The following is a 23,514-nucleotide window of genomic DNA, read 5'->3' on the forward strand; positions in this document are numbered from 1 at the left end:
CGGCCATGTCGCTGCGATCCACCGCCAAGCGCTGGACGTATCTGGTGCACCGTTGGCTGGGCATTTGTGGCTGCCTGCTGATGCTGCTGTGGTTTGCCAGTGGCATGGTGATGCTGTTCGTCGGCTACCCGAAGCTGACGCCGGGCGAGCGGCTGGCAGCGTTGCCGGTGCTGGACGGCACGCACGCCGTGCTCGGGCTGTCGGCGCTGCCAGCGGCGGTGCAGGCTGAGCCGGAAAGCGTGGCGCTGACCACGCTGCGCGGTGAGCCGGCCTACGTGGTGCGCAGTGGCGGCAACGTGGGCGCCTGGTCTGCGCGCACCGGCCAGGCCCTGTTGCCGGTGTCGGCACAGCGCGCCGAGGCTGCCGCGGCGCAGTACGCTGGGGGACAGGCCTTCGTCGGGGCGATGCGCGTCGATGAGGATCGCTGGACGCATTCGCGCGCACTGGACGCGCACCGACCACTGTACAAGGTGGAAGTGGGCGGCCCGCAGCCAGGCAGTCTGTACGTGTCCTCGCGCACCGGCGAAGTGGTGCTGGACGCGCCGTACCGCCAGCAGCGCTGGAACTACGTCGGCGCGTGGCTGCATTGGCTGTACTTCCTGCGCATGCAGTCGGTGGACCCGGTGTGGACGTGGGTGGTGATCGTGCTGTCCGGGCTGTGCACGGTTGTGGCCATCAGCGGCATCGTGGTGGGCGTGTGGCGCTGGCGCTTCCGTGGTCGCTACCGGTCCGGCGCGAAGACGCCGTATGCCGAACCGTGGATGCGCTGGCACCACCTGATCGGGCTGTTGGCGTCCGCCTTCGTTCTCACCTGGATATTCAGCGGGTTGATGTCGATGAACCCGCTGCAGGTGTTCAGCAGCACCGCGGGCGCAGTGGATACCGCGCGCTATCGCGGTGCGGCAGTGGCGCTGGATTCTGCGATGGCACGGCCGCAGGCGTTGCTTGCCGCAGCGTCCCGGGAAGGTGTCGTGCCGGTGGAAATCCAGTGGCGTCGCATCGGTGGCGAACTGTTCGCGGTGCTGCTGGACGGGCAGGGTGGTACGCGCATCGTTTCGCAGGCACAGGGGCAGCTGCATGTCGCCCGGGTGCTGCCCACCCCGTGGCTGCAGCAGCACGCGCAGGTGATGGGTAGGGGGCCGTTGCGTGCGTTCTCGATCCTGCACACGCCCGACGAGTACTTCTACCCGCGTGCCCCCGAGGCGATGAACGGTGCAGCGGTGCGGCGCTTTCCGGTAGCTGTGGCGGACTTCGGCGATGCGCCCGCCACACGGGTTTATTTCGACCTGGCCACCGGTGATCCGCTGCTGACCCTGGGCCATCGCGAGCGGGTTGGCCGCTGGCTGTTCTACCTCCTGCACAGCTGGGACCTGCCGGGCATGCTGCGCCAAGAGAACACGCGGCTGGGCGTGTTGCTGGTGTTGAGTGTGGCGGGTTCAGGCCTGTGTGCCACGGGCGTGGTGATCGGCTATCGTCGCCTGCGGATGAAGTTCCGGCGCCGTCGGCACTGACGTCGGCTGCGATTTGTACACAGCACGGCTGGACTGCCGGTGAACCCCGCGGCACGCCCGCTTACGGAAGACCACGTTTGCCCGGCATCATGTCGGGCAAACGTGACATGGAATTCCCGATGTCCCCCACCGTTCACCGCAAGCTGCGCATTGCCGGCGACCTGTACACCGGCCAGAAAGTGGTCGACCAGCAGTTCCACGACTGCGACTTTTCCGGCGCCGACCTGACCGGCACCGAGTTCATCAACTGCAGCTTCTACAACGCTGACAGCCGCACCGGCTGCCGCTTCAACGGCGCCACGCTGAAGGAAGCCAGCTTCCGCGGCTGTGACATCAGCATGTGCCATTTCAACTTCATCAAGGCACTGGGCCTGGAAATCAGCGAGTGCCGCGCGCAGGGCGCGGATTTCAGCAACGCCAGCTTCATGAACCAGATCACCACGCGCAGCTGGTTCTGCAGTGCCTTCATCAAGAAGTCCAACCTGCGCTACGCCAACTTCTCGCGGGTGACGCTGGAAAAGTGCGAGCTGTGGGAGAACCGCTGGGACGGCGCCAACCTCAGCGGCGCCAGCTTTGCCGGTTCGGACCTGTCGGCGGGCCAGTTCGAGGGCATCGACTGGAGCAGTGCCAACTTCACCGACTGTGACCTGACCGGTTCGGAGCTGGGCGATCTGGACCTGCGCGTGGTCAACCTGCGCGGGGCGCGGCTGGATGTGCAGCAGGTGGCATTGCTGATGCAGCGCATCGGCATCACCTTGGTGCCGTAGGCATCAGCCGGCGTACGCCACCCAGCCCTTGAAGCTGAAGCCGGCATAGAACAGTTCCACGCCGTCGAAGCCGGCCTGTTGCAGCAACGCGACGTCCTGCTCGGGTGACTGCAGCGGCAGCCGCTCGATCATGACCTCGATCGTGCGCTGGGCATCGGCGTGGGTCACCCCGGATGCCTCGGCGAAGGCCAGGTAGCGCTGCAGCCAGCGGCGCTTGCCTGCTTCATCGGCCGGTACGCTGTGGTGGGCTAGCACCAGCGGCGCGCCCGGACGCAGGCGGCGGTGCAGCTCGCGCAGCGTGTGCAGCCGCTGCGCGGCATCGAGGAAGTGCAGTGTCAGCAGGCAGCTGGCGCCGTCAAAGCGCACATCCGGTGCATCGTCGATATAGCCTTCCAGCAATTCCACCTGCGCCATCAGTGGCCCCAGCGTCTGTTGCGCAAGCGCCAGCATCGGCGCGGCCGGGTCCACGCCCAGCAGCTGCCAGCCCGGATGTGCCTCGGCGAAGGCCTTCAGTTCCAGCCCGCCCCCGGCCCCGAGTACCAGCACGCGGCCGTGTGCGGGAACGACTTCGGCCAGCAGCAGGCGGCTCATCTGCTGCAGGGCGAGGAAGCCCGGCACCTGCCGCAGCGGACCGTCGGCGTAGCGGGCCACCACCTGCGGGTCGGAGAACGTGGACATGCGCGGATTCCTGCGGCGGGGGACTAACCACTGTAGCGCGGCGCGCAAGGGGCATTGCGCGCCGCGGCGGCACAGGCACGGCGGGGTTCAGGCCGCTGCAGCCTCAGGCACATCCTGCAGCTGCACCTCGCCGAGGAAGCTCCCGCTGCTGGTGGCCGGCCGCTGCGCTTCGATGGCGTGGGCGAACTGCACGCCCGGGTCATCCTGCAGGCGCTCGAACAGCTGTTGCAGCTTCGGGAACCCGCGGCGGTCGACCACCTGGTGGTAGTCGTTCCAGCGCGCAATGCCGGCGAAGTAGGCGTCGGCGAAACTGCGCTGATCGCCCAGCAGCCAGGGGCCATTGCCGATCATCTGCTCCAGCGCCTGGTGGGCGTGGCGCACCTTGGTCGTACCGTAGGCCCGCAGCGCCTCACCCTCGGCACCTTCGGCGTGTTCCAGCGCGTGCCAGAGCGGGGCATAGGCACCGAAGAAGCTGGTGTTGAGATAGGCCAGCCGATGGTTGAGGCGGTCGAAGCCGGGCGTGCCCTGCGCGAAGCCCAGCCCCTGCGGGATGCCCCGTGCGGCGAGATGGTTGAGGATGGCCAGGCTTTCACTGAGCAGTTCGCCCTGGGCGGTGCGCAGCGTCGGGGTTTCGCCCAGGGGGTTGAGGCGACGGTACGGGTCACCCTGCACCTGGCCGGGCATGTCGATGCGGCACAGCTGGTAGGGCTGGCGCAGCCATTCCAGGGCGACGATGGAGCCGAACGAGCAGCCCGAGGGCACGCCGTAGAAGAGGATCGGGGTCATGGCAGGTTTCCGGTTCAAGCCGCGGTGCGGCGGGTAGGAAAAGCGTGCCTGTGTGGACATTGCCGAGGAAGCCGTCCCGCTGGCATCCTGAAGTCCACCTCCGTGGACATTGCGCATGCTCAACCTCAACGATCTGGCCCTGTTCGTGACGGCGGTCGAACAGGGCGGTTTCGCCGCCGGCGGGCGTCACCTGGGGCTGCCGCGCTCGACGTTGAGCAAGCGCGTGGCGTTGCTGGAAGCGCAGCTTGACGTGCGCTTGCTGCAGCGCAGCTCGCGCCGCTTCGCGCTGACCGAGGTTGGCCAGGCGTTCTTCGAGCGCGCCTGTGCGGCGCTGTCGGAAGTGGAGGCCGCCGAAGCGATTGTCCGCGACCGCCAGGCCGAACCCAGTGGCACCGTGCGCATCAGCGCGTCCATTCCGGTCGTGCAGGACCAGCTCGCTGCCTGCCTGCCCGCACTCGCCCGCCGCCATCCGCGGCTGCGCATCGAAGTCGATGTCAGCGATCGCTTCATCGATCTGGCACAGGAAGGCATCGACATCGCCCTGCGTAGCCACTTCGGTCCGCTGCCGGATTCCGGGCTGGTGCAGCGCTCGCTGGGCAGCGAGCGCATCGTGCTGGTGGCTGCACCGGACTATCTGGCCAGCGCGCCCGCCCTGGAGTCACCGGAGCAGCTGTGCGCGCACGCAGGCCTGCTGACCGCGCGTCATGCAACGCGCTGGACGCTGCATGATGCCAACGACCGCCGGGTGCAGGTGGAGCCGCAGGTGGCGCTGGTCGGCAACGAGTCGACGCTGCTGATCGCCGCAGCCGAAGCCGGGCTTGGCATTACCGTGCTCCCGCACAGCCTGTGTGCAGCGGCCCTTGCCGCTGGCCGCCTGCAGCAGGTTCTGCCGGCCTGGCACGCCGGCGAGGTGACCACCAGTGTGCTGATGCCGCACCGTCGCGGCCAGTTGCCGGGCGTGCGCGTGGTGGTGGATGCGCTGGTGGCGCACTACCAGCTCAGCGCAACGCCTGCGCAAGTACCTGCCAGATCCGCGGGTCCTGGCATTGCGAGACGTTGAAGCGCAGGTAGTCGGCCGCGCGCTGCGACTGGCTGAACGCGTTGCCCGGTGCCAGCACGATGCCCTCGCGCAGGCATTGCCGCGCCAGTGCGGCGGCATCGCGGCCATCGGGCAGCCGGCACCACAGGAACAGCCCCGCGTCGGGTTGCAGCCAGGGAATGATGCCCAGCCTGTGCAGCTGCCGCAGCGTGTGCCGGCGCGCGTCGGCCAGGCGCGTGCGCACCGCCTGCATGTGGCGCCGGTAGCCGCTGTCGGTCAGTGCGACATGCATCAGCTGCGCAGCCAGGTGACCGCCACCGAAGCTGGTGGCCAGCTTCAGATCGGTCAGTGCCTCGATCCAGTCACCGCGCGCGGCGATGAAACCGCAGCGCGAGGCGGCCGACAGCGTCTTGGAGAAACTGCCGACGTGGATCACCCGCGACAGCCCATCGAGTGCGGCCAGCCGCGGTGCCGGCTGCAGTTCGAAGTCGGCGAAGATGTCATCTTCGACGATCACCAGTTCGCTGCGCTCGGCCAGGCCCAGCAGGCGATGCGCGGTGCTGGCCGACAACACGGCGCCGGTCGGGTTGTGCAGGCCGGAATTGGTGATGTACAGCCGCGGCGCGTGCGACTGCAGTGCCTGCGCGAATGCCTCCAGGTCCGGGCCGCTGTGCGTGTACGGCACGCCAATGGCCTGCACCTGGTGTGCCTTCAGCAACGCGTGGTAGTTGAAGTAGCTCGGGTCATCCACCAGCACGCAGTCGCCGGGCTTGAGCAGGAAGCGGCAGATCAGATCGACGGCATGGGTGCCGGATTCGGTCAGCAGCACCTGTTCCATCGGCGCATCGATGCCCAGCGTGGCGGCGCGCCGCTGCAGCAGCTGGCGCAGCGACGGCAGACCGAGCGGGCTGCCGTAGTCGACCAGATGCGATGCGTCCACGCGTGCCAACCGACGCAGCCCACGGCGCACGCCGTCCTGGTACAACCAGTCGCTCGGCATCCAGCCGCAGCCCGGCTTGAGGTGCCCGGCCGGGGTTTCCAGTGACTGCCGCGAAACCCACAGCGGGTCGACCGCGCGTTCCCGCTGCGGCTCCATCGCCGCCAGCGCCAGCGGTGCGACCGGACCACTGACGTAGAACCCGGAGCCTGCGCGCGCGCTGATCACGCCTTCTGCGGCCAGGCGCTCGTAGGCCTCGACCACGGTGGAGACCGACACCCCCATCGCCGCCGCCTGGGCACGTACCGAGGGCAGGCGCGAGCCGGGTCCATCGATGCGCGCACTGATGCGGGCGCGCACCGCCTGGATGACCGAATCGATGCGGGTAGGCGGACCTGACATGGGGACTGTAGTGGAAGTATGGGCAGTACAGTTACTTTCGACTGTACTGGATTGTAGCTGGGGTATCCGCGATGCGGGTGGTTCCATGCCCGCATCTGCCGGGCGCCGCCCGGGACTCCAGGAGCGCAGGCGTGGAACGGTCGGTGAACGGGTGGATCAATGGCTTCATCGGTGTGGTGATCTTTGCCGGATCGCTGCCGGCAACCCGCGTGGCGGTGCTGCAGCTGGATGCCGGCTTCGTCACTGCGGCGCGCGCCAGCATCGCCGCGCTGCTCGGCCTGGCCCTGCTGTTGCTGCTGCGCCAGCCGCGCCCGCATCGGCGTGATCTGCCGGGCCTGGTGCTGGTCAGTCTGGGCGTGGTGGTGGGATTCCCGTTGCTGACCGCGTTGGCCCTGCGCCACGCCTCGTCGGCGCACACCATCGTGTTCGTCGGCCTGCTGCCGTTGAGCACCGCGGTGTTTGGCGTGCTGCGCGGTGGCGAGCGCCCGCGCCCGGCCTTCTGGCTGTTTTCGCTGCTGGGCAGCGCCTGCGTGGCCGGCTACGCCGCGCGCAATGGTATCGAGGCTTCGTGGCAGGCCGATCTGCTGATGCTGGCGGCGATCGTGGTGTGCGGGCTGGGCTATGCCGAAGGCGGGCGACTGGCGCGGCACCTGGGCGGCTGGCAGGTGATCAGCTGGGCGCTGCTGCTGGCGTTGCCGGTGATGCTGCCGCTGACCGTGCTGATGCGCCCGGCCTCGTTCGCTGCGGTGCAGGCATCGGCCTGGTGGGCGCTGGGCTATGTGGCCGTGTTCAGCATGCTGGTGGGGTTCCTGTTCTGGTACCGCGGCCTGGCCCAGGGCGGCATCGCTGCGGTGGGCCAGCTGCAGCTGCTGCAGCCGTTCTTCGGCCTGGCGCTGGCGGCGGTGCTGCTGCACGAAGCGGTCAGCGCCAGCATGCTGCTGGTGACCGTGGCGGCAGTGGCCTGCGTGGCCGGCGCACGCCGCTTCAGCCGCTGAACGCATCGCCGGCGATCACGCCGCGATACCGTTGGCGTATCGCACAGGCGCGAAAACAGTATTGGCCGTCGTGCGCACGCTGGCCGATGCTGGCCGGATGAAGCCGAATTCCAGCATTTCCTTCGACGGCCAGGTGGGCCTGGTGACCGGTGCCGCCGGTGGCCTGGGCCTGGCCTACAGCCGCCTGCTGGCCCAGCGCGGCGCGCATGTAGTGATGCATGACGTCGGCGCCGGGCTGGATGGCACCGGGACCGATCCGCAGCGCGTGGCGCAGGCCGCCGCTGCGCTGCGCACGCAGGGCCTGGCGGTGGACGCCGCCGCCGCTGCCATCGACCAGCGCGCCGGCTGCCACGCGCTGGTGCAGGACATCCTGCAGCGGCATGGGCGGCTGGACTTCATCATCCACAACGCCGGTTGGGTGGCGTACGCGGGCATCGAGGCGGTGCAGGACGACGCGCTGGAGCAGATGCTGTGCCTGGCCGCGAAGACGCCGCTGTGGCTGGCCCAGGCCGCATGGCCGGCGATGCGGGCAGCCGGCGGCGGGCGCATCGTGGTGACCACGTCGGATCGCGCGCTGTACCCGCAGTATGCCCAGCGCGGCCTGGCGGCCTATGCGATGGCCAAGCTGGCGGCGCAGGGGCTGGTCAACGTGCTGGCGCTGGAGGGGGCCGAGCACGGCATCGTGGTCAACGCGGTTTCGCCGGTCGCCAAGACCCGCATGTGGGGCATCGACGGCGAACCGGATGAGCTGCATCCGGATGCTGTGGCAGCCGGGGGCGCGTTCCTGGTATCCGGTCGTTGCCGCGAGGGCGGCTGGGTGCTGCGGGCCAGCAATGGCCAGTTCCATGCACTGCGCCTGCAGGAAGCGGAGAACGTGGCCTATCCGCGCGACCTGCGTGCGGTGCTGGCCGACAGCATCGAGTCGGTGGCCCTGCAATGGCCGGTGATCGCACGGCCGAGTGTCGACGCACGCGGCTGAACGCGTACCCTAGGCAGGTCACCCGCTGCCTGCATTGAAATGATCGATCTGCGCCTGCTCCGCCAGTTCGTGGCGGTGGCCGAAGAACTGCACTTCCACCGCGCCGCCGCGCGCCTGCACATGTCACAGCCACCCTTGACGGCGGCGATGCGGCGGCTGGAAGACGAAGTGGGCACCGGGCTGATCGTGCGCGGCAACCGCACGCTGGGCCTGACGATGGCCGGGCAGACGCTGCTGGCGGAAGCGCGCGCGACCCTGCAGCAGGCCGAGCAGGCGCTGCAGCGTACCCGCGCAGCGGCGGCCGGGCAGACCGGCAGTCTGCGCCTGGGCTATGTGGGCAGCGCGCTGTATGGCCGCCTGCCCGGATTGATCCGGCAGTTCCGCCACGCCTTTCCGCAGGTGCAGCTGCACCTGCACGAAGCCACTTCGCGACAGCAGCAGGTCTGGCTGCGCGAGGCGCGTATCGACGTGGGCGTGCTGATCCCGCCGATTCCCGCCGCCGAGCTGGTGCTGCACGATTTCGACCAGGACCGTCTGGCGATCGCCCTGCCGCGTGCCCACGCCTTGGCCAACGTGCCGCAGCTGTCGGTCGCGATGCTGGTGGATGAGCCCTTCGTTTCCTGGCCGGCGGCCGAGGGTATCGGTTTCCACGCACAGGTGCTGGGGCTGTGCACCGCCGCGGGGTTCAGTCCGCGCGTGGTGCAGGAGGCGCAGGGCATGCACGCGGTGCTGTCGCTGGTGGCGGTGGAGGCCGGCGTGGCGATCGTGCCGGCGAGCATGACCGGTTTTCGGCCCGATGAAATCCTCTATCGGCCCCTGCAGGGCGCGCAGGCCGAGTTCGCGCTGCAGTTCTGCCTGCGGCCGGAATCTCCATCGCCGGTCGTGCGCAACTTCATCGACGCGGCGGCGGCCAGCGCGGCGCGTTGATGGCGGTCGGCGGTCGGCCGTGCCCTGCCGGGCGCATGAGCGGCGCTGCGCGCGGTGATGCGATGCGCCTTCCCCATTCCTGACAGGTCACCGGGCAAACCACCGATGGTGCGCGCGGCGTGCAATGGCGAACATGACGCCCCTGCCAGCCAGTTCGGGCCGGCAGGGATTGGCATTTCGCAGGCAGCGCTGTCGCACCGGTCGACAGGTGTCATGGACGGCGCTTGGAACCAGTGCGATCCGTTGTCCGTGGCGGGTGAAGCATGGGAATCACACGGGGCCGCCCGACATGTCCAGTGCTGCGTGCAGTGCCAACCGCATCGCCCGCCGCCGGTCTGCGTTCGCTTGGGGGAAGGCGCTGTGCGCCAGCAGATCGGCGGCGGGCGATGCATCTGGACACCCGTGCCGGGCAGGGAACTGCCCGGTACGACGCAGCTAGTGGTGGTGGCCGCGCTCAGAAGCGATAGCTGAGGGTGCCGGTCACTACGCGCGGGTAACCGGCGAAGCAGTCGCCGAAGGTCCGGCACGGCGCGTAGTAGCGCTTGTCGGTGAGGTTGGTGATGTTCAGCGCCATCGTCCAGTCGCTCACCTGCACTTCCACCAGTGCATCGGCCAGGGTGTAGCTGGGCGTGATGATGCGGCCACCATTGCCGAGCGATACCGTGTTGCCGACATGGCGCACGCCCAGGCCGATCTTCATGCGTGCTGCGTCGTCCAGCGGGAAGCCCTTGGACACCCAGGCCGAGGCCAGGTCCTGCGGGGTGTCGTTCAAGCGTTCGCCGACTTCCAGCGCGAAGTTGCTGCGGCTCACTTCGGCCTCGTTGCGCGCAACGGCGGCGGTGACCGTCAGGTCGTTGGCGAACTGGAACTGGCCTTCCAGCTCCACGCCCTTGGAGCGGATCTGCCCGGTCTGCACCACGTTCAGCACATTGTCCGGGTCGTTGGTCTGCCGGTTGGTCTCGGTGATGCGGTATGCCGCCAGGGTCAGCAGCATGCCGCGTGCAGGCTGCCACTTGATGCCCCCCTCGGCCTGGCGCCCGCGCATCGGCTTGAAGGCGCTGCCGAACAGATCCTGGCCGGACACCGGCAGGAAGGATTCGCTGTAGCTCAGGTAGGGCGACACCCCGCCGCCGAGCTCACCGATCAGGCCGGCACGATAGGTGGTGGCGTTGTCGGTCTGGCTGGACTGGCCTTCGGTCTTCGAACGCGCGTGGTCGCGGCGTGCGCCCAGCACCAGCGAAACGCGGTCGGCCCAGCGGATCTGATCCTGCACGTACAGGCCCAGCTGGCTGGATTCCTGATCCGGCTGGCGATCCCAGCCACGGACGGTGGGGGCGATCGATACCGGTGCGTAGATGTCGATGGGGGTGCCGATGGCATCCAGACGCTGCAGCTGTTCTCTGTACTGGCTGTAGTCCACGCCGGCCAGCAGCAGATGCTGGAAGGCACCGGTGGCGAAATCGAACTGCACCGCCGTGTCGGCGCTGAGAATCTGCACATCCGGCCGGGTGCCATAGGCGGTGCGGTTGACCACGCGGCGGTCGGCGTCGATGAACGGGTTCTCCGGATTGCTGTAGCTGTCCACGTACAGCTGCTGCAGCGTGGTGCTGCCATCGATGTAGCGCACGGCCGAGCGCAGGCTGGCCACGTCGCTGAAGCGATGGTCGAACAGCGCGGTCAGGCTGTAGACGCGCGAATCGATGCGGTCGAAGTCGCGGTCGCCGATGAAGGTGGACGGATCCAGGCGGCGCCCGGGCGGCGCCAGCAGGGTCGCGGCCAACGGCAGGAACTGCTGGCTGGAGCCGGTCCTGTCGTGCTGGTAGCTGGCCAGCAGGGTCAGGCTGCTGCGCTCGTTGCGCCAGCTGATCGACGGCGCCAGGTAGACACGGTCGTCATTGAGCACATCGGTCTGCATGTTCGATTCGCGCACCACACCAACAACGCGGCCCGCAAGGGTGCCATCGCTGTTCAACGCACCGCCGACATCGCCCTGCAGCTGCCTGCGATCGAAGCTGCCCAGCTGCAGGCCGAGCTCACCGCGGGCTGCACCGAAGTCCGGGCGCTTGCTCATCGCATTGATGATGCCGCCGGTGGCGCCGGCACCGTACAGCACCGAAGACGGACCGCGCAGCACTTCCACCCGTTCCAGGCCATAGATCTCCGGGCGGGCCAGGGGGCTGAACCCATAGCTGCGGCGCAGGCCATCCTGGTACTGCACCGGATCCAGCCCGCGCACCGAGCTGGCATCGTTGCGGGTATCCAGGCCCCAGGCGTCAGCGGTGACGCCCGCGCTGTAGCGCAGTACTTCCTGCAGGTTGTGCGCGCCGCGGTCGCTGAACAGCTGTTGGGTGACCACGCTGATGGCCTGCGGCGTCTCGGTCAGCGCGGTGTCGGTCTTGGTCGCGGTGCTGGCCCGATCGGCCACCACGCTCACCTTGTCCAGGGTGCGCGCCGCCGGGCTGTCCTGGGCCTGGGCCATGGTCGCGGCCAGCAGGGAGGGCAGGGCAAGCGTGTACAGCAGCGGACGCGGTGGCAGGGCAGGCATCGGAAGTGACCCGGGAGAGACGGTGACGGCGGATTATCCGGATGCCCGTGCTCAAATACAAATGATTCCCAAGTGCGGTTGGGCGTGCTGCGGTCGCGCGTCAGGGCAGGCCGTCGGCGGCGGCGCGGATGCTCATCCAGGCGCCGCCCCCGGGGGCGCTGCCAGCGCGCACCCGGAAGCCGTGCAGGCCGGTGATGGCGGCCACGATCGACAGGCCCAGCCCGAACCCGGGCCCCTGGCTGGCGCTGCTGCTGCCGCGATAGAAGCGCTGGTAGATCAGCGTTCGGTCCTGCGCCGGGATGCCCGGACCACTGTCGATCACATCGATCCTGGGGGCGCCGTGGTCGTCCACCGCACGCAGCAGGATGCGCCCATGGGCCGGGGTGAACTGCAGCGCATTGGACAGCAGGTTGGCCAGCGCCTCGAACAGCAGCTCGCGGTCGCCGCGCAGCGCACCGATCTGCGGGTCCACCTGCAGCTGCAGCAGCTGCTGCTTCTCTTCGGCCAGTGGCAGGTAGAACTGGTGCAGTTCCTGCAGCAGGTCGGCAATGTCGACCGCGTCGAATGCCGAGCGCCGCTGCTGGCTTTCCAGTTCGGATACCCGCAGCAGCGCAGCGAAGCGCGCCATCAGCATGTCGGTCTCAGCCAGTGCATTGTCCAGCGGTGCCACGTGCGGGTGCTGATCGTCTAGGCCCACCCGCAGGCGGTACAGGTGCGCGCGCAGCCGGGTCAGCGGGGTGCGCAGATCGTGGGCGATGCTGTCGCAGACACCTTTGACTTCGGTCATCAGCTGTTCGATGCGCTCCAGCATGGCGTTGACGATGCTGGACAGCCGGTCGATCTCATCGCGGCGGTTGGAGACCGGCAGGCGCTGGCCGAGATCGCCGGCGATGATGCGGTTGGTCGCGGCTTCGATCTGCTGGATCCGCTTCAACGGGCGCCGGCGCAGGATATGCCAACCCACCAGCCCGGGGATGACGGTCAGCGACACGCCCCACAGCAGTGCATCGAGGATGATGCTGTTGACCGCCATGAGCTTGCCATTCTGGCGCACGAATACCAGCGTGCGGCCATCGCGGGTTACTACGCCCAGCGCACTGCCACCGTTCTCGTGGCGGCCATCGGCCAGCGTCCAACCGTCGACCGCATGCGAGTTGCCATCCAGCGGCAGTCCCGCGGGGATTGCCGTCAACGGGCCCGCCATCGGCATGCCGGCCTTGTCGAACAACCCATAGGTATAGACCTGGTGCAGATCGAAGCGCTGGCTGTCACGCAGCGCTTCATCCAGCGCCGGCCCGTCGAAGCTCATGAACAGGTGGGCGCGCTGCTGCAGGCCCGATTCGGTCAGGTCACTGAGGTAATCCGAGATGCGCCAGTACATCACGCCCAGCAGCAGGCTCGACCACGCCACGAACAGGATGCAGTACAGCCCCAGCAGTCTGCTGCTGGAAGAGCGCCAGTGGTCAGGATTGCGCGTTGAAGACATATCCGGTTCCACGTACGGTGGTGATCGGCTGCGGGCGGCCGGGTTGTTCGATGCGCTTGCGCACGCGGCCGATGTGCACGTCGATCAGGTTGGTGCCCGGGTCGAAGTGGTAGCCCCAGACTTCCTGGAACAGCATGCTGCGGGTGACCACCTGGCCGGCGTTGCGGACCAGGAATTCGAGCAGCTTGAACTCGGTGGGCAGCAGTGCGATCTCCTGGCCGCCGCGTCGGGCCGAACGGGTCATCAGGTCCAGTTCCAGGTCACCGGCACGCAGCACGCTGTCGATGGCGCCGGCCTGCCGCTGGCGCCGGACCAGCACTTCCACGCGGGCCGCCATCTCATCCGAGGCAAACGGCTTGGTCAGGTAATCATCGCCGCCGGCGCGCAGGCCACGCACACGCTCATCCACATCGGACAGCGCACTGATCATCAGCACCGGCGTGGTGATGCATTCGCGGCGCAGTGTAGTGACCAGGGCCAGGCCATCGATGCCGGGCAGCATGCGGTCCAGGGTGATCACCGCATACTCGCCGGAGCGCGCCAGGGCCAGGCCGCTGCTGCCGTCGGCCGCCACATCGACGTCGAAGCCATGGCTGCGCAGTTCGGTGGCGATTTCCTCTGCGGTGACAAGGTCGTCCTCGATGGTGAGTACGCGTGGCATGGGCCAGTATGCAGAGTGGGACAGGGCCATCCTCGCAACCGCGGGCAGCCACTGCAAATGAAAAATGTTTCATGCGGCATTTAGCAGGATCGTACCGCCGCGTCTTCTATATTCGGCGCCGAACGCTCCCCCACGCGTGGAACCCTTTCGCCGATGACCCGTTTCGACTCCCCCCACTACCGTCCCTGGCCGTTGCCGCGAACCGCGGGCCTGCCACTGCTGGCGCTGGCCCTGGCCGGCCTGCTGGCCGCCTGTGGCAAGGACACGCCCAAGCCCGCTGCAGCGGCGCCGGAAGTGACCGTGGTGACCCTGCGCAACCAGCCGCTGGCGCTGCAGCAGGAGCTGCCGGGGCGCACCGTGGCCTCGCAGGAATCGGACGTGCGCCCGCAGGTCGACGGCGTGCTGGTGAAGCGCCTGTTCGAGCAGGGCCAGTGGGTGAAGGCCGGGCAACCGCTGTTCCAGATCGAGCCAGCGCTGTACCAGGCCGCGCTGAACGAGGCGCAGGCGAACCTGAAGACCGCCGAGGCCGCAGCGGTGACCGCGCGGCTGCGGGCGCAGCGCATGCAGGTGCTCGGCAAGGAGCAGCTGGCCGCGCGCCAGGACGTGGACGATGCGATTGCCAGCAACCAGCAGGCCGCAGCTGCGGCGCAGGCCGCACAGGCAGCCCGGGATACCGCCAGCACGCGGCTGGGGTTCGCCACGGTGACCGCGCCGATCGCCGGGCGCATCGGCCGCGCGCTGTTCACCCCGGGCGCGCTGGTCACCTCCGGCCAGGCCGACCCGCTGGCGCGGGTCCAGCAGATGGATCCGATGAACGTGGACATCACCCAGTCCAGCAACGAGTACCTGGCACTGCGCCGCGCCATCGCCGAGGGAGGCGTGCAGGCCGACTCGGCACCGGTGCGGCTGCGCCTGTCCGATGGCAGCGACTATCCGCTGCCGGGCACGCTGGAATTCGCCGACATCGATGTGCAGCAGGAGACCGGCAGCATCACCCTGCGCGCGCGTTTTCCCAATCCCGAGGGGCAGCTGCTGCCGGGCATGTACGTGCGGGCACAGGTCGGGCAGGGTACCCGGCAGCAGGCGCTGCTGGTGCCGCAGGCGGCCGTGGACCGCAGCCCCAAGGGCGAGGCGCAGGTGTGGCTGGTGGACAAGGACGGCAAGGCGCGGCTGCGCCTGTTCCGGACCGCACGCGCCGTCGCTGACCAGTGGCTGGTGCTGGATGGCCTGGCGGCCGGCGACCAGGTGGTGGTGGCGGGCGCGCAGGGCCTGGCCGATGGCATGCCGGTGCGGCTGAAGCCCGCGCCGGCACCTGCAGCGAAGGACTGAGCGCATGCTGCCGCGCTTCTTCATCCATCGCCCGGTGTTCGCCTGGGTCCTGGCGATCTGCATCATGGCCTTCGGCACCATCGCGGTGACCCAGCTTCCGGTCGAGCAGTACCCGGACATCGCACCGCCGCAGGTCAACATCACCGCCAACTACACCGGCGCCTCGGCGCAGACGGTGGAGGACAGCGTCACCCAGGTGATCGAACAGCAGATCAAGGGGATCGACCACCTGCTGTATTTCTCGTCCACCAGTTCGTCGTCGGGCCAGGCGCGCATCACGGTCACCTTCGACCAGAGCGCCGACCCCGATATCGCCCAGGTGCAGGTGCAGAACAGCGTCAACCAGGCCATCAACCGGCTGCCGCAGGAAGTGCAGCAGCAGGGCGTGACCGTGGCCAAGTCGCAGGGCGACTCGCTGATGGTGGTCTCGCTGTACGACACCAGCCGGCGCATGGAACGGGTGGATGTCTCCGATTTCCTGGTCAGCAGCGTGCAGGACCCGATCAGCCGCATTCCCGGTGTGGGCGAGATCAACGTGTTCGGCTCGGCCTACGCGATGCGGGTGTGGCTGGACCCGCACAAGCTGCGCGCCTATGACCTGATGCCGTCGGACGTGCGCAGCGCGATCCAGGCACAGAACACCCAGGTGACCGCCGGCGAGCTGGGCGCGATGCCGTCCAGCCCCACCCAGAGCCTCAACGCCACAGTCACCGCGCAATCGCGCCTGCAGACCCCCGAGCAGTTCCGCGCGATCATCCTGCGTACCCTGCCCAGCGGCGCTGCGGTGCTGCTGGGCGACGTGGCGCGGGTCGAGATCGGTGCGGAGAATTACCAGACCAGCAGTTATCTCAATGGCTACCCGGCGGCCGGCTTCTCGGTGACCCTGGCGTCCGGCGCCAACGCCCTGGCCACTGCCGATGCGGTGCGCGCGGAGATCGAGCGGTTGCGGCCGACCTTCCCGCCCGGGCTGCAGGTGGCCTACCCGCGTGACAGCACGCCGTTCGTGCGGGTTTCGATCGAGGGGGTCATCCACACCCTGATCGAGGCCATCGTGCTGGTGGTGGTGGTGATGTTCCTGTTCCTGCAGAACGTGCGCGCCACGCTGATCCCGGCGATCACGGTACCGGTGGTACTGCTGGGTACCTTCGGGGTGCTGGCCGTCGCCGGCTTCACCATCAATACGCTCACGCTGTTTGCGATGGTGCTGGCGATCGGCCTGCTGGTCGACGATGCGATCGTGGTGGTGGAGAACGTGGAGCGCATCATTCACGAAGAACACCTGCCACCGCGCGAGGCGACCGAGAAGTCGATGGGTGAGATCACCGGCGCGCTGATCGGCATCACCGTGGTGCTCGGTGCCGTGTTCCTGCCGATGGCGCTGTTCGGCGGTTCCACCGGCATCATCTATCGCCAGTTCTCGATCACGATTGCCTCTGCCATGGCATTGTCGGCACTGGTCGCGCTGACGCTGACGCCGGCACTGTGCGCGACGCTGCTCAAGCCGTCGTCCGCGCAGAAGCCGCAGGGGCGCTTCTTCAGGGCGTTCAACCGTGGCGTTGAACGCAGCCAGGCAGGCTACCAGGACCGGCTCGGCGGCGTCGTTGCACGCCCGCGACGCTGGATGGCGTTCTACCTGCTGCTGGCGATCGCGATGGTCGCGCTGTATGCGCGCATGCCCACCGGCTTCCTGCCGGTGGAAGACCAGGGCCAGGTGACCTTCCAGTTCTCCACCCCGGAGGGCACGCCGATGGCGCGCACCGAGGCACTGGGTGCGCAGATCAGCCGCTACTTCATGGAGCACGAGAAGCAGAACCTGGACGTGGTGTTCGTGGTGGTGGGCCGCAACAATGCCGGCACCGGCCAGAATGCCGGGCAGGGCTTCCTGGCACTGAAGCCGTGGGATGAGCGCAGCGGCGACAACACCGCTGCGGCCATCATCGCGCGCGCCAACGCCTACTTCCGCAGGCTGCCCGATGCCCGGGTCAACGTGCTGGCGCCACCGGCAGTGCGGGGGCTGGGCCAGTCCAGCGGCTTCGAGCTGTGGCTGCAGGACACCCGTGCGGCCGGGCGGGTGGCGCTGCAGGCGGCGCAGGAACAGGTGGTGCGCGCCGCCGGTGCAGACGACGGACTCACCTCGGTGCGCCTGAACGGGCTTGGCGACAAGGCCGAACTGCGGCTGGACATCGACCATGCCCAGGCCAGTGCGCTGGGGCTGGCCCAGGCCGACATCAATTCCACGCTGTCCGCTGCCTGGGGCGGTAGCTACATCAACGATTTCCTTGATCGCGGCCGGGTCAAGCGTGTCTACATGCAGGGCGACCAGCCCTATCGCAGCGTGCCCGACGACATCGGCCAATGGTATGTGCGCGGCGGCAACGGCCAGATGGCCTCGTTCGCCAGCTTCGCCAGCAGTCACTGGTCGCGCGGCCCGCAGCTGCAGCAGCGCTTCAACGGCCTGCCGGCGATGCAGATCCAGGGCAGTGCCGCCGAAGGCCGCAGCTCGGGCGAGGCGATGCAGCGCATGCAGGCACTGGTCGCCGACCAGCCCGGGTTCGACCTGCAGTGGAGCGGCCTGTCCTACCAGGAGCAGCTGGCCAGCAACCAGACGCTGTGGCTGTACACCGCTTCCATCGCCTTCATTTTCCTGTGCCTGGCCGCGCTCTATGAGAGCTGGACGGTGCCGGTGGCGGTGGTGCTGGTCATTCCCCTGGGCGTGATCGGTACGGTGCTGGCGACCACCGCGGCCGGGTTCGTCAATGACATCTACTTCCAGGTGGGCCTGCTGACCACCATCGGCCTGTCGGCGAAGAACGCGATCCTGATCGTCGAGTTCGCCGAGGCCCGCTATCGTGCCGGCAGTTCGGCGGTGGAGGCGGCGCTGCAGGGCGCGCGCCTGCGCCTGCGGCCGATCGTGATGACCTCCCTGGCCTTCGTGGCCGGCGTGATCCCGCTGGCGCTGGCCACCGGTGCCGGTGCGGTCAGCCGCCGCGAGATCGGCATCAGCGTGATCGGTGGAATGCTCTCCGGCACCGTGCTGGCGGTGGTGCTGGTGCCGCTGTTCTTCGTGCTGGTGCGGCGGCTGGGCCGGGCGCGGCCGACGCCATGAGCGCGGGCCGGCTGTCATGTTCCCGCCGCAGTGCCCTCACCCGGTCTTGGCCCGGCCGCCGGTAGGGTAGAGCGTCCCCGTCCCCCGGAGACCTGCCATGTGGTTGCTTGACCGGTTGTGGCCCCCGCGCCCGCCCGCCATGGCTGATCGGCCGCCGTCCAGCGCGGCCCCGCCGGTGCGACGGACGCTGCTGAAGCGCCCGCTGCGCGTAGGGCGGGCCAGCATGGCGCCCTGGCAGAAAGTCGCGCCGCCGGTGCGGCGCAGCCGCCACTAGCCGGTGCGGTCGGCAGGGTGGTTGACCCCGTCGCTGACCGGAATCACCCCCAGCGCGAACGGGTCGATCCCCTCCAGGCAGGCTACGTTGTAACCATACTGGTCCGGGTTGGAGCGCCGGCGGTGGTGGGTGTAGATGCCGCATACCCCGCAGAAGTAGTGCTCGGCCACGTGGGTGTTGAACTGATAGAGGCGCAGCTGATCGCGGCCGCGCACCACCCGCAGGCCGGCGAGGGTGACGGTGGCGGCGATGGCACCGCGGCGGCGGCACATCGAACAGTCGCAGCGGCGGGGGTCGACAATGCCCTCGGGCAGGTCCAGCAGCAGTTCCACGCCGCCGCAGTGGCAGGTGGCGCGATGCTGCGGCTGGACCGTGATACCGGCCACGGAGGTGATGCCCATCGGTACTCCCGGTGCAGTGAAAGGGAGGCCAGTATGCGCCCGGCGGCGCCAGCCTGAACCGGTTGTGGATGTCGCCGTGCGGCCGCTTGTGGCTAACTATGCCGCCCCGGGACCCCGACAGGACGCCAGTGAACGCCGCAGGACGATGGATGACAGGATGTGCGATGGTGCTGCTGGCGCTGTGGGTGGCCGGTCTGCTGACCTACCAGATGCCCGGCCCGGGCTGGCTGGGGGCGGCGGCCGCGCTGCTGTGGTTGCTGGCCGCCGGCTGGATGGCCTGGCAGGTGGCGCGGGGCCGGGGCACGCGACGGCAGCGGCGGGTGTTCGTCGCCGGGCTTGGCCTGGCCGCGCTGTGGTGGCTGCTGCTGGCGCCGCGCCAGGATCGCGACTGGGCCGACGATGTGGCCCAGCGCCTGCACGTGGCATCCTTTGACGGTCGTCAGGTGGTACTGGACAACGTGCGCGACTTCAGCTGGCGCAGCGAGACCGACTACGACGCGCGCTGGGTGCGCCGCAGCTACGACCTCGATCAGCTGCGCTCGGCCGATCTGGTGCTGTCCTACTGGATGGGGCCGGCCATCGCCCACACCCTGGTCTCGTTCGGTTTCGACGACGGGCGCTACCTGGTGTTCTCGCTGGAGATCCGCAAGGAACGGGGCGAATCGTTCTCGGCGCTCGGCGGTTTCTTCCGCAAGTTCGAGATGACCCTGGTGGCCTCGGAGGAGACCGACATCATCCGTACCCGCACCAACGCGCGCGGCGAGGATGTCTATCTGTACCGCCTGCACGGCATGGACCGTGCGCAGCTGAAGACCCTGTTCGCCGCGTATGTCGACCAGGCGCGCCAGCTGGACGCCAAGCCCGGCTTCTACAACACGCTGACCAGCAACTGCACCACCATCGTGTTCGACCTGGCCCGGCACATCGCCCCGCGCCTGCCGCTGGATTACCGGTTGCTGTTGTCCGGCTATCTGGCCGAGTACGCCCACGACGTGGGGGCGCTGACGCCCGGGGTGCCCTACGCCGAGCTGCATGCCAAGGGCCGCATCACCCAGCGCGCGCTGGATCTGGGCGATGGCGGGCCGTTCTCCACCGTGATCCGCCAGGGCGTGCCCGGCACCGAGCAGGACCCGCACTGATGCCTGATGTCTTCCTGTCCCGCTGGCAGCGCCTGCTGCCGGCGCTGCTCGCCGCCTTCCTGCTGCTGGGTGGCAGCGGCTGCGCCATGGTCACGGTCAAGCAGGTGGCCTCCAGCGACTACCTGGCCAACAAGCGCACCGACGTACTCAACACCGGCAAGCTCAGTGCCGCCTCGCGCGAGACACTGAGTGCCGCAGGTCTGGATGAGTCGCAGTGCGACAAGGACTTCGTGGTCTGCCGCAGCACCCTGCTGATGACCGACGACCTCAATGTCGAGCAGCGCCTGTCCACGCTCTCCGAGCTGTGGGTGAAGGCTGCGCTGGCACTGACGCCGAAGAAGCAGGCCCGCGACGAACCGCCGATGAGCGATGCCGCACTGGATGCCTGGCTGGAAGCGGCGCGCTATGCCTACGCCTACCTGTTCTACAGCGGCCGCTCGCCGTCTGATCGCGCCTTCGAGGACCGCCAGACGCAGGTGCGTGATTACTACAACTACGCCGCGGAAAAGGCCGCCGTGGTGCTGTTCGTGCGTGCGCGGGCGGCGGCCCTGGCGGGCGAGGACTACACCCGGCCGGTATCGGCCGGCAGCTGGACACTGGCATCCAACTACCAGCAGCTGCAGTTGAAGAGCATCCCCGCGCAGCTCGTGCCGGCCGGCTCGGTCAGTTTCGTTGGCCTGCGCAGCACCTATCGCCGCGACGGTTTCGGTGCCGAGCTGGTGATGGTGATGGATCCGCCCAAGCTGGTGGCGCCGGTGATCGCGCCGGACGGGCCGAAGGCCGAGGACGCCGGTGCCGAGGACGCGGATGGCAACCGCCGGGGACGCCGTCACCGCCATGACGATTCGGTGCCCGAGTTCAGCGAGATGTCCTCGATCAACGTCACCGCGCTGCTGCGCTTCGAAGGCAGCAGCCTGGACGACGTGATGCGTACTCGCCGGGTGGAGCTGGACGCGTACTCGCCGGAAGCCACCGAACGCATCACCCTGCACGGCGAACAGGTCCCGCTGGCCGGCAACTTCACCGCCGCCTATGGCCTGTGGCTGGCGCAGAGCGGGTTTGCGCGGCAGTCGCTGCGCACCCTGTTCGGGATGAGCGAAGGCATCGGCGAGCCGCACATCTACCTGATGCAGCCGTGGGATCCGAACCGCCGCATCATCTTCATGCTGCATGGCCTGGCCAGCAGCCCGGAGGCGTGGGTGAACCTGGCCAACGAGATCATGGGCGACCCCGAACTGCGCCAGCAGTTCCAGGTTTGGCAGGTCTACTACCCGACCAACGCGCCGATCGCCCTGAACCGCTACGAGATCGCCAACGCCTTCAATGACACGCTCAAGCACTTCGATCCGGACCGCAGCACGCGCGCCTCGAAGGACATGGTCTACATCGGCCACAGCATGGGCGGGGTGCTGGCGCGCCTGCTGGTCAGCGATTCCGGCGATGTCCTGTGGGACGACCTGCTGGCCACCTACGAACTCAAGGGCGAGCGCCTGAAGCGCGTGCAGTCGAAGCTGGGGCCGTTGCTGCACTTCAAGGCCCAGCCGGACGTGGAGCGGGCGATCTTCATCGCCGCGCCGCACCAGGGCACCGACATCGCCGGCAACAAGGTCGGTCGGCTGATCGGGCGGCTGGTGCGCCTGCCGCTGACCATCCTCGGCAAGTTCGAGGACGTATTCCTGGCCCTGGCGCAGGCCGAGCAGCAGGTCGATGGCACCGCCAAGCCGAAGATTCCCAACAGCATCGACAACCTCAAGGCCAGCGATCCGTTCGTGAAGGCCGCGGCGCAGCTGCCGATCGCGCCCGGCCTGAAGTACCACTCGATCATCGCCCAGCGCAAACCGGAGCTGCCGGTGGAGAAATCCGATGACGGGCTGGTGCCGTACTGGAGCTCGCACCTGCCGGGCGCGCTGTCGGAGAAGGTGATCATCTCCGGCCACAGCGTGCAGGAAACCCCGCAGGCGGTGCTGGAAGTGCGCCGCATCCTGCACCAGGACATCGATGAGGTCGGGGCTGCCGCCACCCCCTGACCGCTGTGCTCGCCGGGCATGGCCCGGCGCTGCCAACGCGTCCTCGCCACGCCCGGCGGATGCAACATGCCGGCCTACACCCGCCGCGCGATGACGGTGGCGAGCATCGCCAGGCCCACGGTGATCGCAAGGCACAGCACATAGCCGGTGTGCGGCGCGCGTTCCACGAACAGGGCGAACAACGCGCCGGACACCGCCAGCGCGGTGGTCACCGACAACGCTTCACTGAGCTGCAGCGCGGAGGTATTCGCACCCTGCTCATGCGGCGCTGACAACGACAGGGTCAGCACCGAGAGGCTGGCGTAGATCATGCCCATGCCGAAGCCGGTCAGTGCCCAGCCGACCAGCGCGATCGGCAACGGCACGATGTTGAACAGCACCGCCGATGTCGCTGCGATACCCACGGTCATCAACGGCGTGCCCACCCGCAGCAACTGCTGCCGCGAACAGCCGCGCTGCTGGTGGCCCTGCAGCCATGAGCCGGTGAACCAGCCCAACGCGCCGAGACTCAGCACCGCGCCGGCGGCGCTGGGCGACAAGCCACGCTCGCGCTGCAGCAGCAGCGGCAGATAGGCCTCGCAGGCGAAGAATGCGGCGGCAGCCACGCCGCGCAGCGCGATCACGCTGGGCAGTCCGCGGCGAAGGCGCAGCGTGCCGGCAGGCAGCAGCCGGTGCACGCAGAACAGCAGCGCCAGCATGGCCACAGCGATGCACAGCAGTGCGGGCAGGCCCCGCTGCTGGCCGCCCAGGTACAGCAGCAGTGCCGCCAGCGAGGCGCCACTGGCCCAGCGCACGACGCTGCCAGCACCGGCCACGCTGGCTGCCGCCGGCGGCGCTGCCATGCGTGCCAGCGCGGGCCGCAGCAGCAGGCCGGCCGGCACCGCCAGCAGCGGCACCGCCAGGAACACCCAGCGCCAGCCCAGGTGCTGCACGATCATCCCGCTCAGTGCCGGGCCGATCATCGACGGCACCACCCAGGCGGCGGAGAACGCCGCAAACACCTTCGGTCGCAGCGCTTCGGGATAGGTGCGGCCCACCATCACGTACAGCGATACCGAGATCGCGCCAGCGCCCAGGCCCTGCATCAGGCGCCCGCTCACCAGCACGCCCATGCGCGTGGCCAGGCCGGCCAGCAGCAGGCCCAGCACGAAGCAGCCCAGGCCCCACCACAGTGGCCGCGCCGGTCCATGGCGGTCGGCCCAACGGCCCGCCAGGGTCATGCCGATCACACTGGTGGCCAGGGTGCCACCGAATGCCAGCGCGTACAGGCGCAGCCCATCCAGGGCGTCGGCCACGGTCGGCATCGCGGCGGCGACGGCAAGCGCTTCGAAGGCGTGCAGCGAGACCAGCGCGACCATGCCGAGGGTGGTGGCGCGGTAACGCGCGGACAGGATGGAGGTCGCGTCCGGCGCCGTAGCGCGGGCGGGAGGCAGGGGCTGGGTCATGCGGGGGGCGGGCAGGCCGCGCTTGTCATCTGGCGGCGATGGTAGCAGCATGCATCCTCAACCAACGTTGAGGTCAAGAA

At 68.8% G+C, this 23,514-nt stretch carries 18 protein-coding genes; 10 read left to right on the forward strand and 8 right to left on the reverse strand.

What is annotated here, in order from left to right:
- The first annotated feature begins 5 nt into the window (after positions 1 to 5).
- Both Q5Z10_RS04935 and smqnr read left to right on the forward strand, forming a co-directional pair.
- On the forward strand, positions 6 to 1,511 hold the full coding sequence (locus Q5Z10_RS04935; protein WP_303638149.1) for a PepSY domain-containing protein: 1,506 nt from the start codon (positions 6 to 8) through the stop codon (positions 1,509 to 1,511).
- 119 nt (positions 1,512 to 1,630) lie between these two features.
- Complete coding sequence (gene smqnr / locus Q5Z10_RS04940; RefSeq protein WP_303638150.1) at positions 1,631 to 2,278, forward strand: SmQnr family pentapeptide repeat protein; 648 nt, start codon at positions 1,631 to 1,633, stop codon at positions 2,276 to 2,278.
- 3 nt (positions 2,279 to 2,281) lie between these two features.
- Here the strand turns inward: smqnr and Q5Z10_RS04945 are convergent, their stop codons facing one another.
- Together Q5Z10_RS04945 and Q5Z10_RS04950 are read right to left on the reverse strand one after the other, a co-directional pair.
- A complete protein-coding gene (locus Q5Z10_RS04945) occupies positions 2,282 to 2,956 on the reverse strand; it encodes a class I SAM-dependent methyltransferase (protein WP_303638151.1) in 675 nt (224 codons plus the stop codon).
- Positions 2,957 to 3,043: 87 nt separating this feature from the next.
- Positions 3,044 to 3,742: a glutathione S-transferase family protein gene (locus tag Q5Z10_RS04950; RefSeq protein WP_303638152.1), complete on the reverse strand. Its 699-nt coding sequence runs from the start codon at positions 3,740 to 3,742 to the stop codon at positions 3,044 to 3,046.
- A 115-nt stretch (positions 3,743 to 3,857) separates the two neighbouring features.
- Between Q5Z10_RS04950 and Q5Z10_RS04955 the strand changes: the two genes are divergently transcribed.
- The gene (locus Q5Z10_RS04955; RefSeq protein ID WP_303638153.1) at positions 3,858 to 4,802 is read left to right on the forward strand and encodes a LysR substrate-binding domain-containing protein; all 945 of its coding nucleotides are present in this window, start codon (positions 3,858 to 3,860) and stop codon (positions 4,800 to 4,802) included.
- Here Q5Z10_RS04955 and Q5Z10_RS04960 read toward each other — a convergent pair.
- Positions 4,741 to 6,120, reverse strand: a complete 1,380-nt coding sequence (locus tag Q5Z10_RS04960) for an aminotransferase-like domain-containing protein (protein WP_303638154.1) — start codon at positions 6,118 to 6,120, stop codon at positions 4,741 to 4,743. The two genes, Q5Z10_RS04955 and Q5Z10_RS04960, sit on opposite strands and share 62 nt — an antisense overlap.
- A 131-nt stretch (positions 6,121 to 6,251) precedes the next feature.
- On the opposite strand from Q5Z10_RS04960, the gene Q5Z10_RS04965 reads away from it, so the two are divergent.
- The 3 genes from Q5Z10_RS04965 (at position 6,252) to Q5Z10_RS04975 (ending at position 9,021) form a co-directional block, all read left to right on the forward strand.
- Positions 6,252 to 7,115: a DMT family transporter gene (locus Q5Z10_RS04965; RefSeq protein ID WP_303638155.1), complete on the forward strand. Its 864-nt coding sequence runs from the start codon at positions 6,252 to 6,254 to the stop codon at positions 7,113 to 7,115.
- Between the two features lie 97 nt (positions 7,116 to 7,212).
- Positions 7,213 to 8,094, forward strand: coding sequence for an SDR family NAD(P)-dependent oxidoreductase (locus Q5Z10_RS04970; protein ID WP_303638156.1), 882 nt, complete (start codon positions 7,213 to 7,215; stop codon positions 8,092 to 8,094).
- Between the two features lie 39 nt (positions 8,095 to 8,133).
- On the forward strand, positions 8,134 to 9,021 hold the full coding sequence (locus Q5Z10_RS04975; protein WP_303638157.1) for a LysR family transcriptional regulator: 888 nt from the start codon (positions 8,134 to 8,136) through the stop codon (positions 9,019 to 9,021).
- A gap of 454 nt (positions 9,022 to 9,475) precedes the next feature.
- Here the strand turns inward: Q5Z10_RS04975 and Q5Z10_RS04980 are convergent, their stop codons facing one another.
- The 3 genes from Q5Z10_RS04980 to Q5Z10_RS04990 form a co-directional block, all read right to left on the reverse strand.
- Complete coding sequence (locus Q5Z10_RS04980; RefSeq protein ID WP_303638158.1) at positions 9,476 to 11,566, reverse strand: TonB-dependent siderophore receptor; 2,091 nt, start codon at positions 11,564 to 11,566, stop codon at positions 9,476 to 9,478.
- A gap of 100 nt (positions 11,567 to 11,666) precedes the next feature.
- The gene (locus tag Q5Z10_RS04985) at positions 11,667 to 13,052 is read right to left on the reverse strand and encodes a sensor histidine kinase (RefSeq protein WP_303638159.1); all 1,386 of its coding nucleotides are present in this window, start codon (positions 13,050 to 13,052) and stop codon (positions 11,667 to 11,669) included.
- Positions 13,030 to 13,713, reverse strand: coding sequence for a response regulator transcription factor (locus Q5Z10_RS04990; RefSeq protein ID WP_303638160.1), 684 nt, complete (start codon positions 13,711 to 13,713; stop codon positions 13,030 to 13,032). Before Q5Z10_RS04990 ends, Q5Z10_RS04985 begins: the two co-directional genes overlap by 23 nt.
- A gap of 153 nt (positions 13,714 to 13,866) precedes the next feature.
- Here Q5Z10_RS04990 and Q5Z10_RS04995 point away from each other — a divergent pair, with 153 nt between their 5' ends.
- On the forward strand, positions 13,867 to 15,042 hold the full coding sequence (locus Q5Z10_RS04995; protein WP_303638161.1) for an efflux RND transporter periplasmic adaptor subunit: 1,176 nt from the start codon (positions 13,867 to 13,869) through the stop codon (positions 15,040 to 15,042).
- A gap of 4 nt (positions 15,043 to 15,046) precedes the next feature.
- Entirely contained in the window at positions 15,047 to 18,148 is a 3,102-nt protein-coding gene (locus Q5Z10_RS05000) for an efflux RND transporter permease subunit (protein ID WP_303638162.1), read from the forward strand.
- A 270-nt stretch (positions 18,149 to 18,418) separates the two neighbouring features.
- On the opposite strand, the gene Q5Z10_RS05005 is transcribed toward Q5Z10_RS05000, so the two are convergent.
- Entirely contained in the window at positions 18,419 to 18,823 is a 405-nt protein-coding gene (locus tag Q5Z10_RS05005; RefSeq protein WP_303638163.1) for a GFA family protein, read from the reverse strand.
- 164 nt (positions 18,824 to 18,987) lie between these two features.
- On the opposite strand from Q5Z10_RS05005, the gene Q5Z10_RS05010 reads away from it, so the two are divergent.
- Together Q5Z10_RS05010 and Q5Z10_RS05015 are read left to right on the forward strand one after the other, a co-directional pair.
- Complete coding sequence (locus Q5Z10_RS05010) at positions 18,988 to 19,962, forward strand: Lnb N-terminal periplasmic domain-containing protein (RefSeq protein ID WP_303639138.1); 975 nt, start codon at positions 18,988 to 18,990, stop codon at positions 19,960 to 19,962.
- Positions 19,962 to 21,989 carry an esterase/lipase family protein gene (locus Q5Z10_RS05015; RefSeq protein ID WP_303638164.1) on the forward strand — a complete coding sequence of 676 codons (2,028 nt, stop codon included), beginning with the start codon at positions 19,962 to 19,964 and terminating at the stop codon, positions 21,987 to 21,989. Before Q5Z10_RS05010 ends, Q5Z10_RS05015 begins: the two co-directional genes overlap by 1 nt.
- Positions 21,990 to 22,063: 74 nt before the next feature.
- Here Q5Z10_RS05015 and Q5Z10_RS05020 read toward each other — a convergent pair whose 3' ends face one another.
- The gene (locus tag Q5Z10_RS05020) at positions 22,064 to 23,485 is read right to left on the reverse strand and encodes an MFS transporter (protein WP_303638165.1); all 1,422 of its coding nucleotides are present in this window, start codon (positions 23,483 to 23,485) and stop codon (positions 22,064 to 22,066) included.
- Positions 23,486 to 23,514: the final 29 nt, after the last annotated feature.

This window comes from Stenotrophomonas sp. 704A1 (assembly GCF_030549525.1).
Lineage (GTDB): Bacteria > Pseudomonadota > Gammaproteobacteria > Xanthomonadales > Xanthomonadaceae > Stenotrophomonas > Stenotrophomonas tuberculopleuritidis.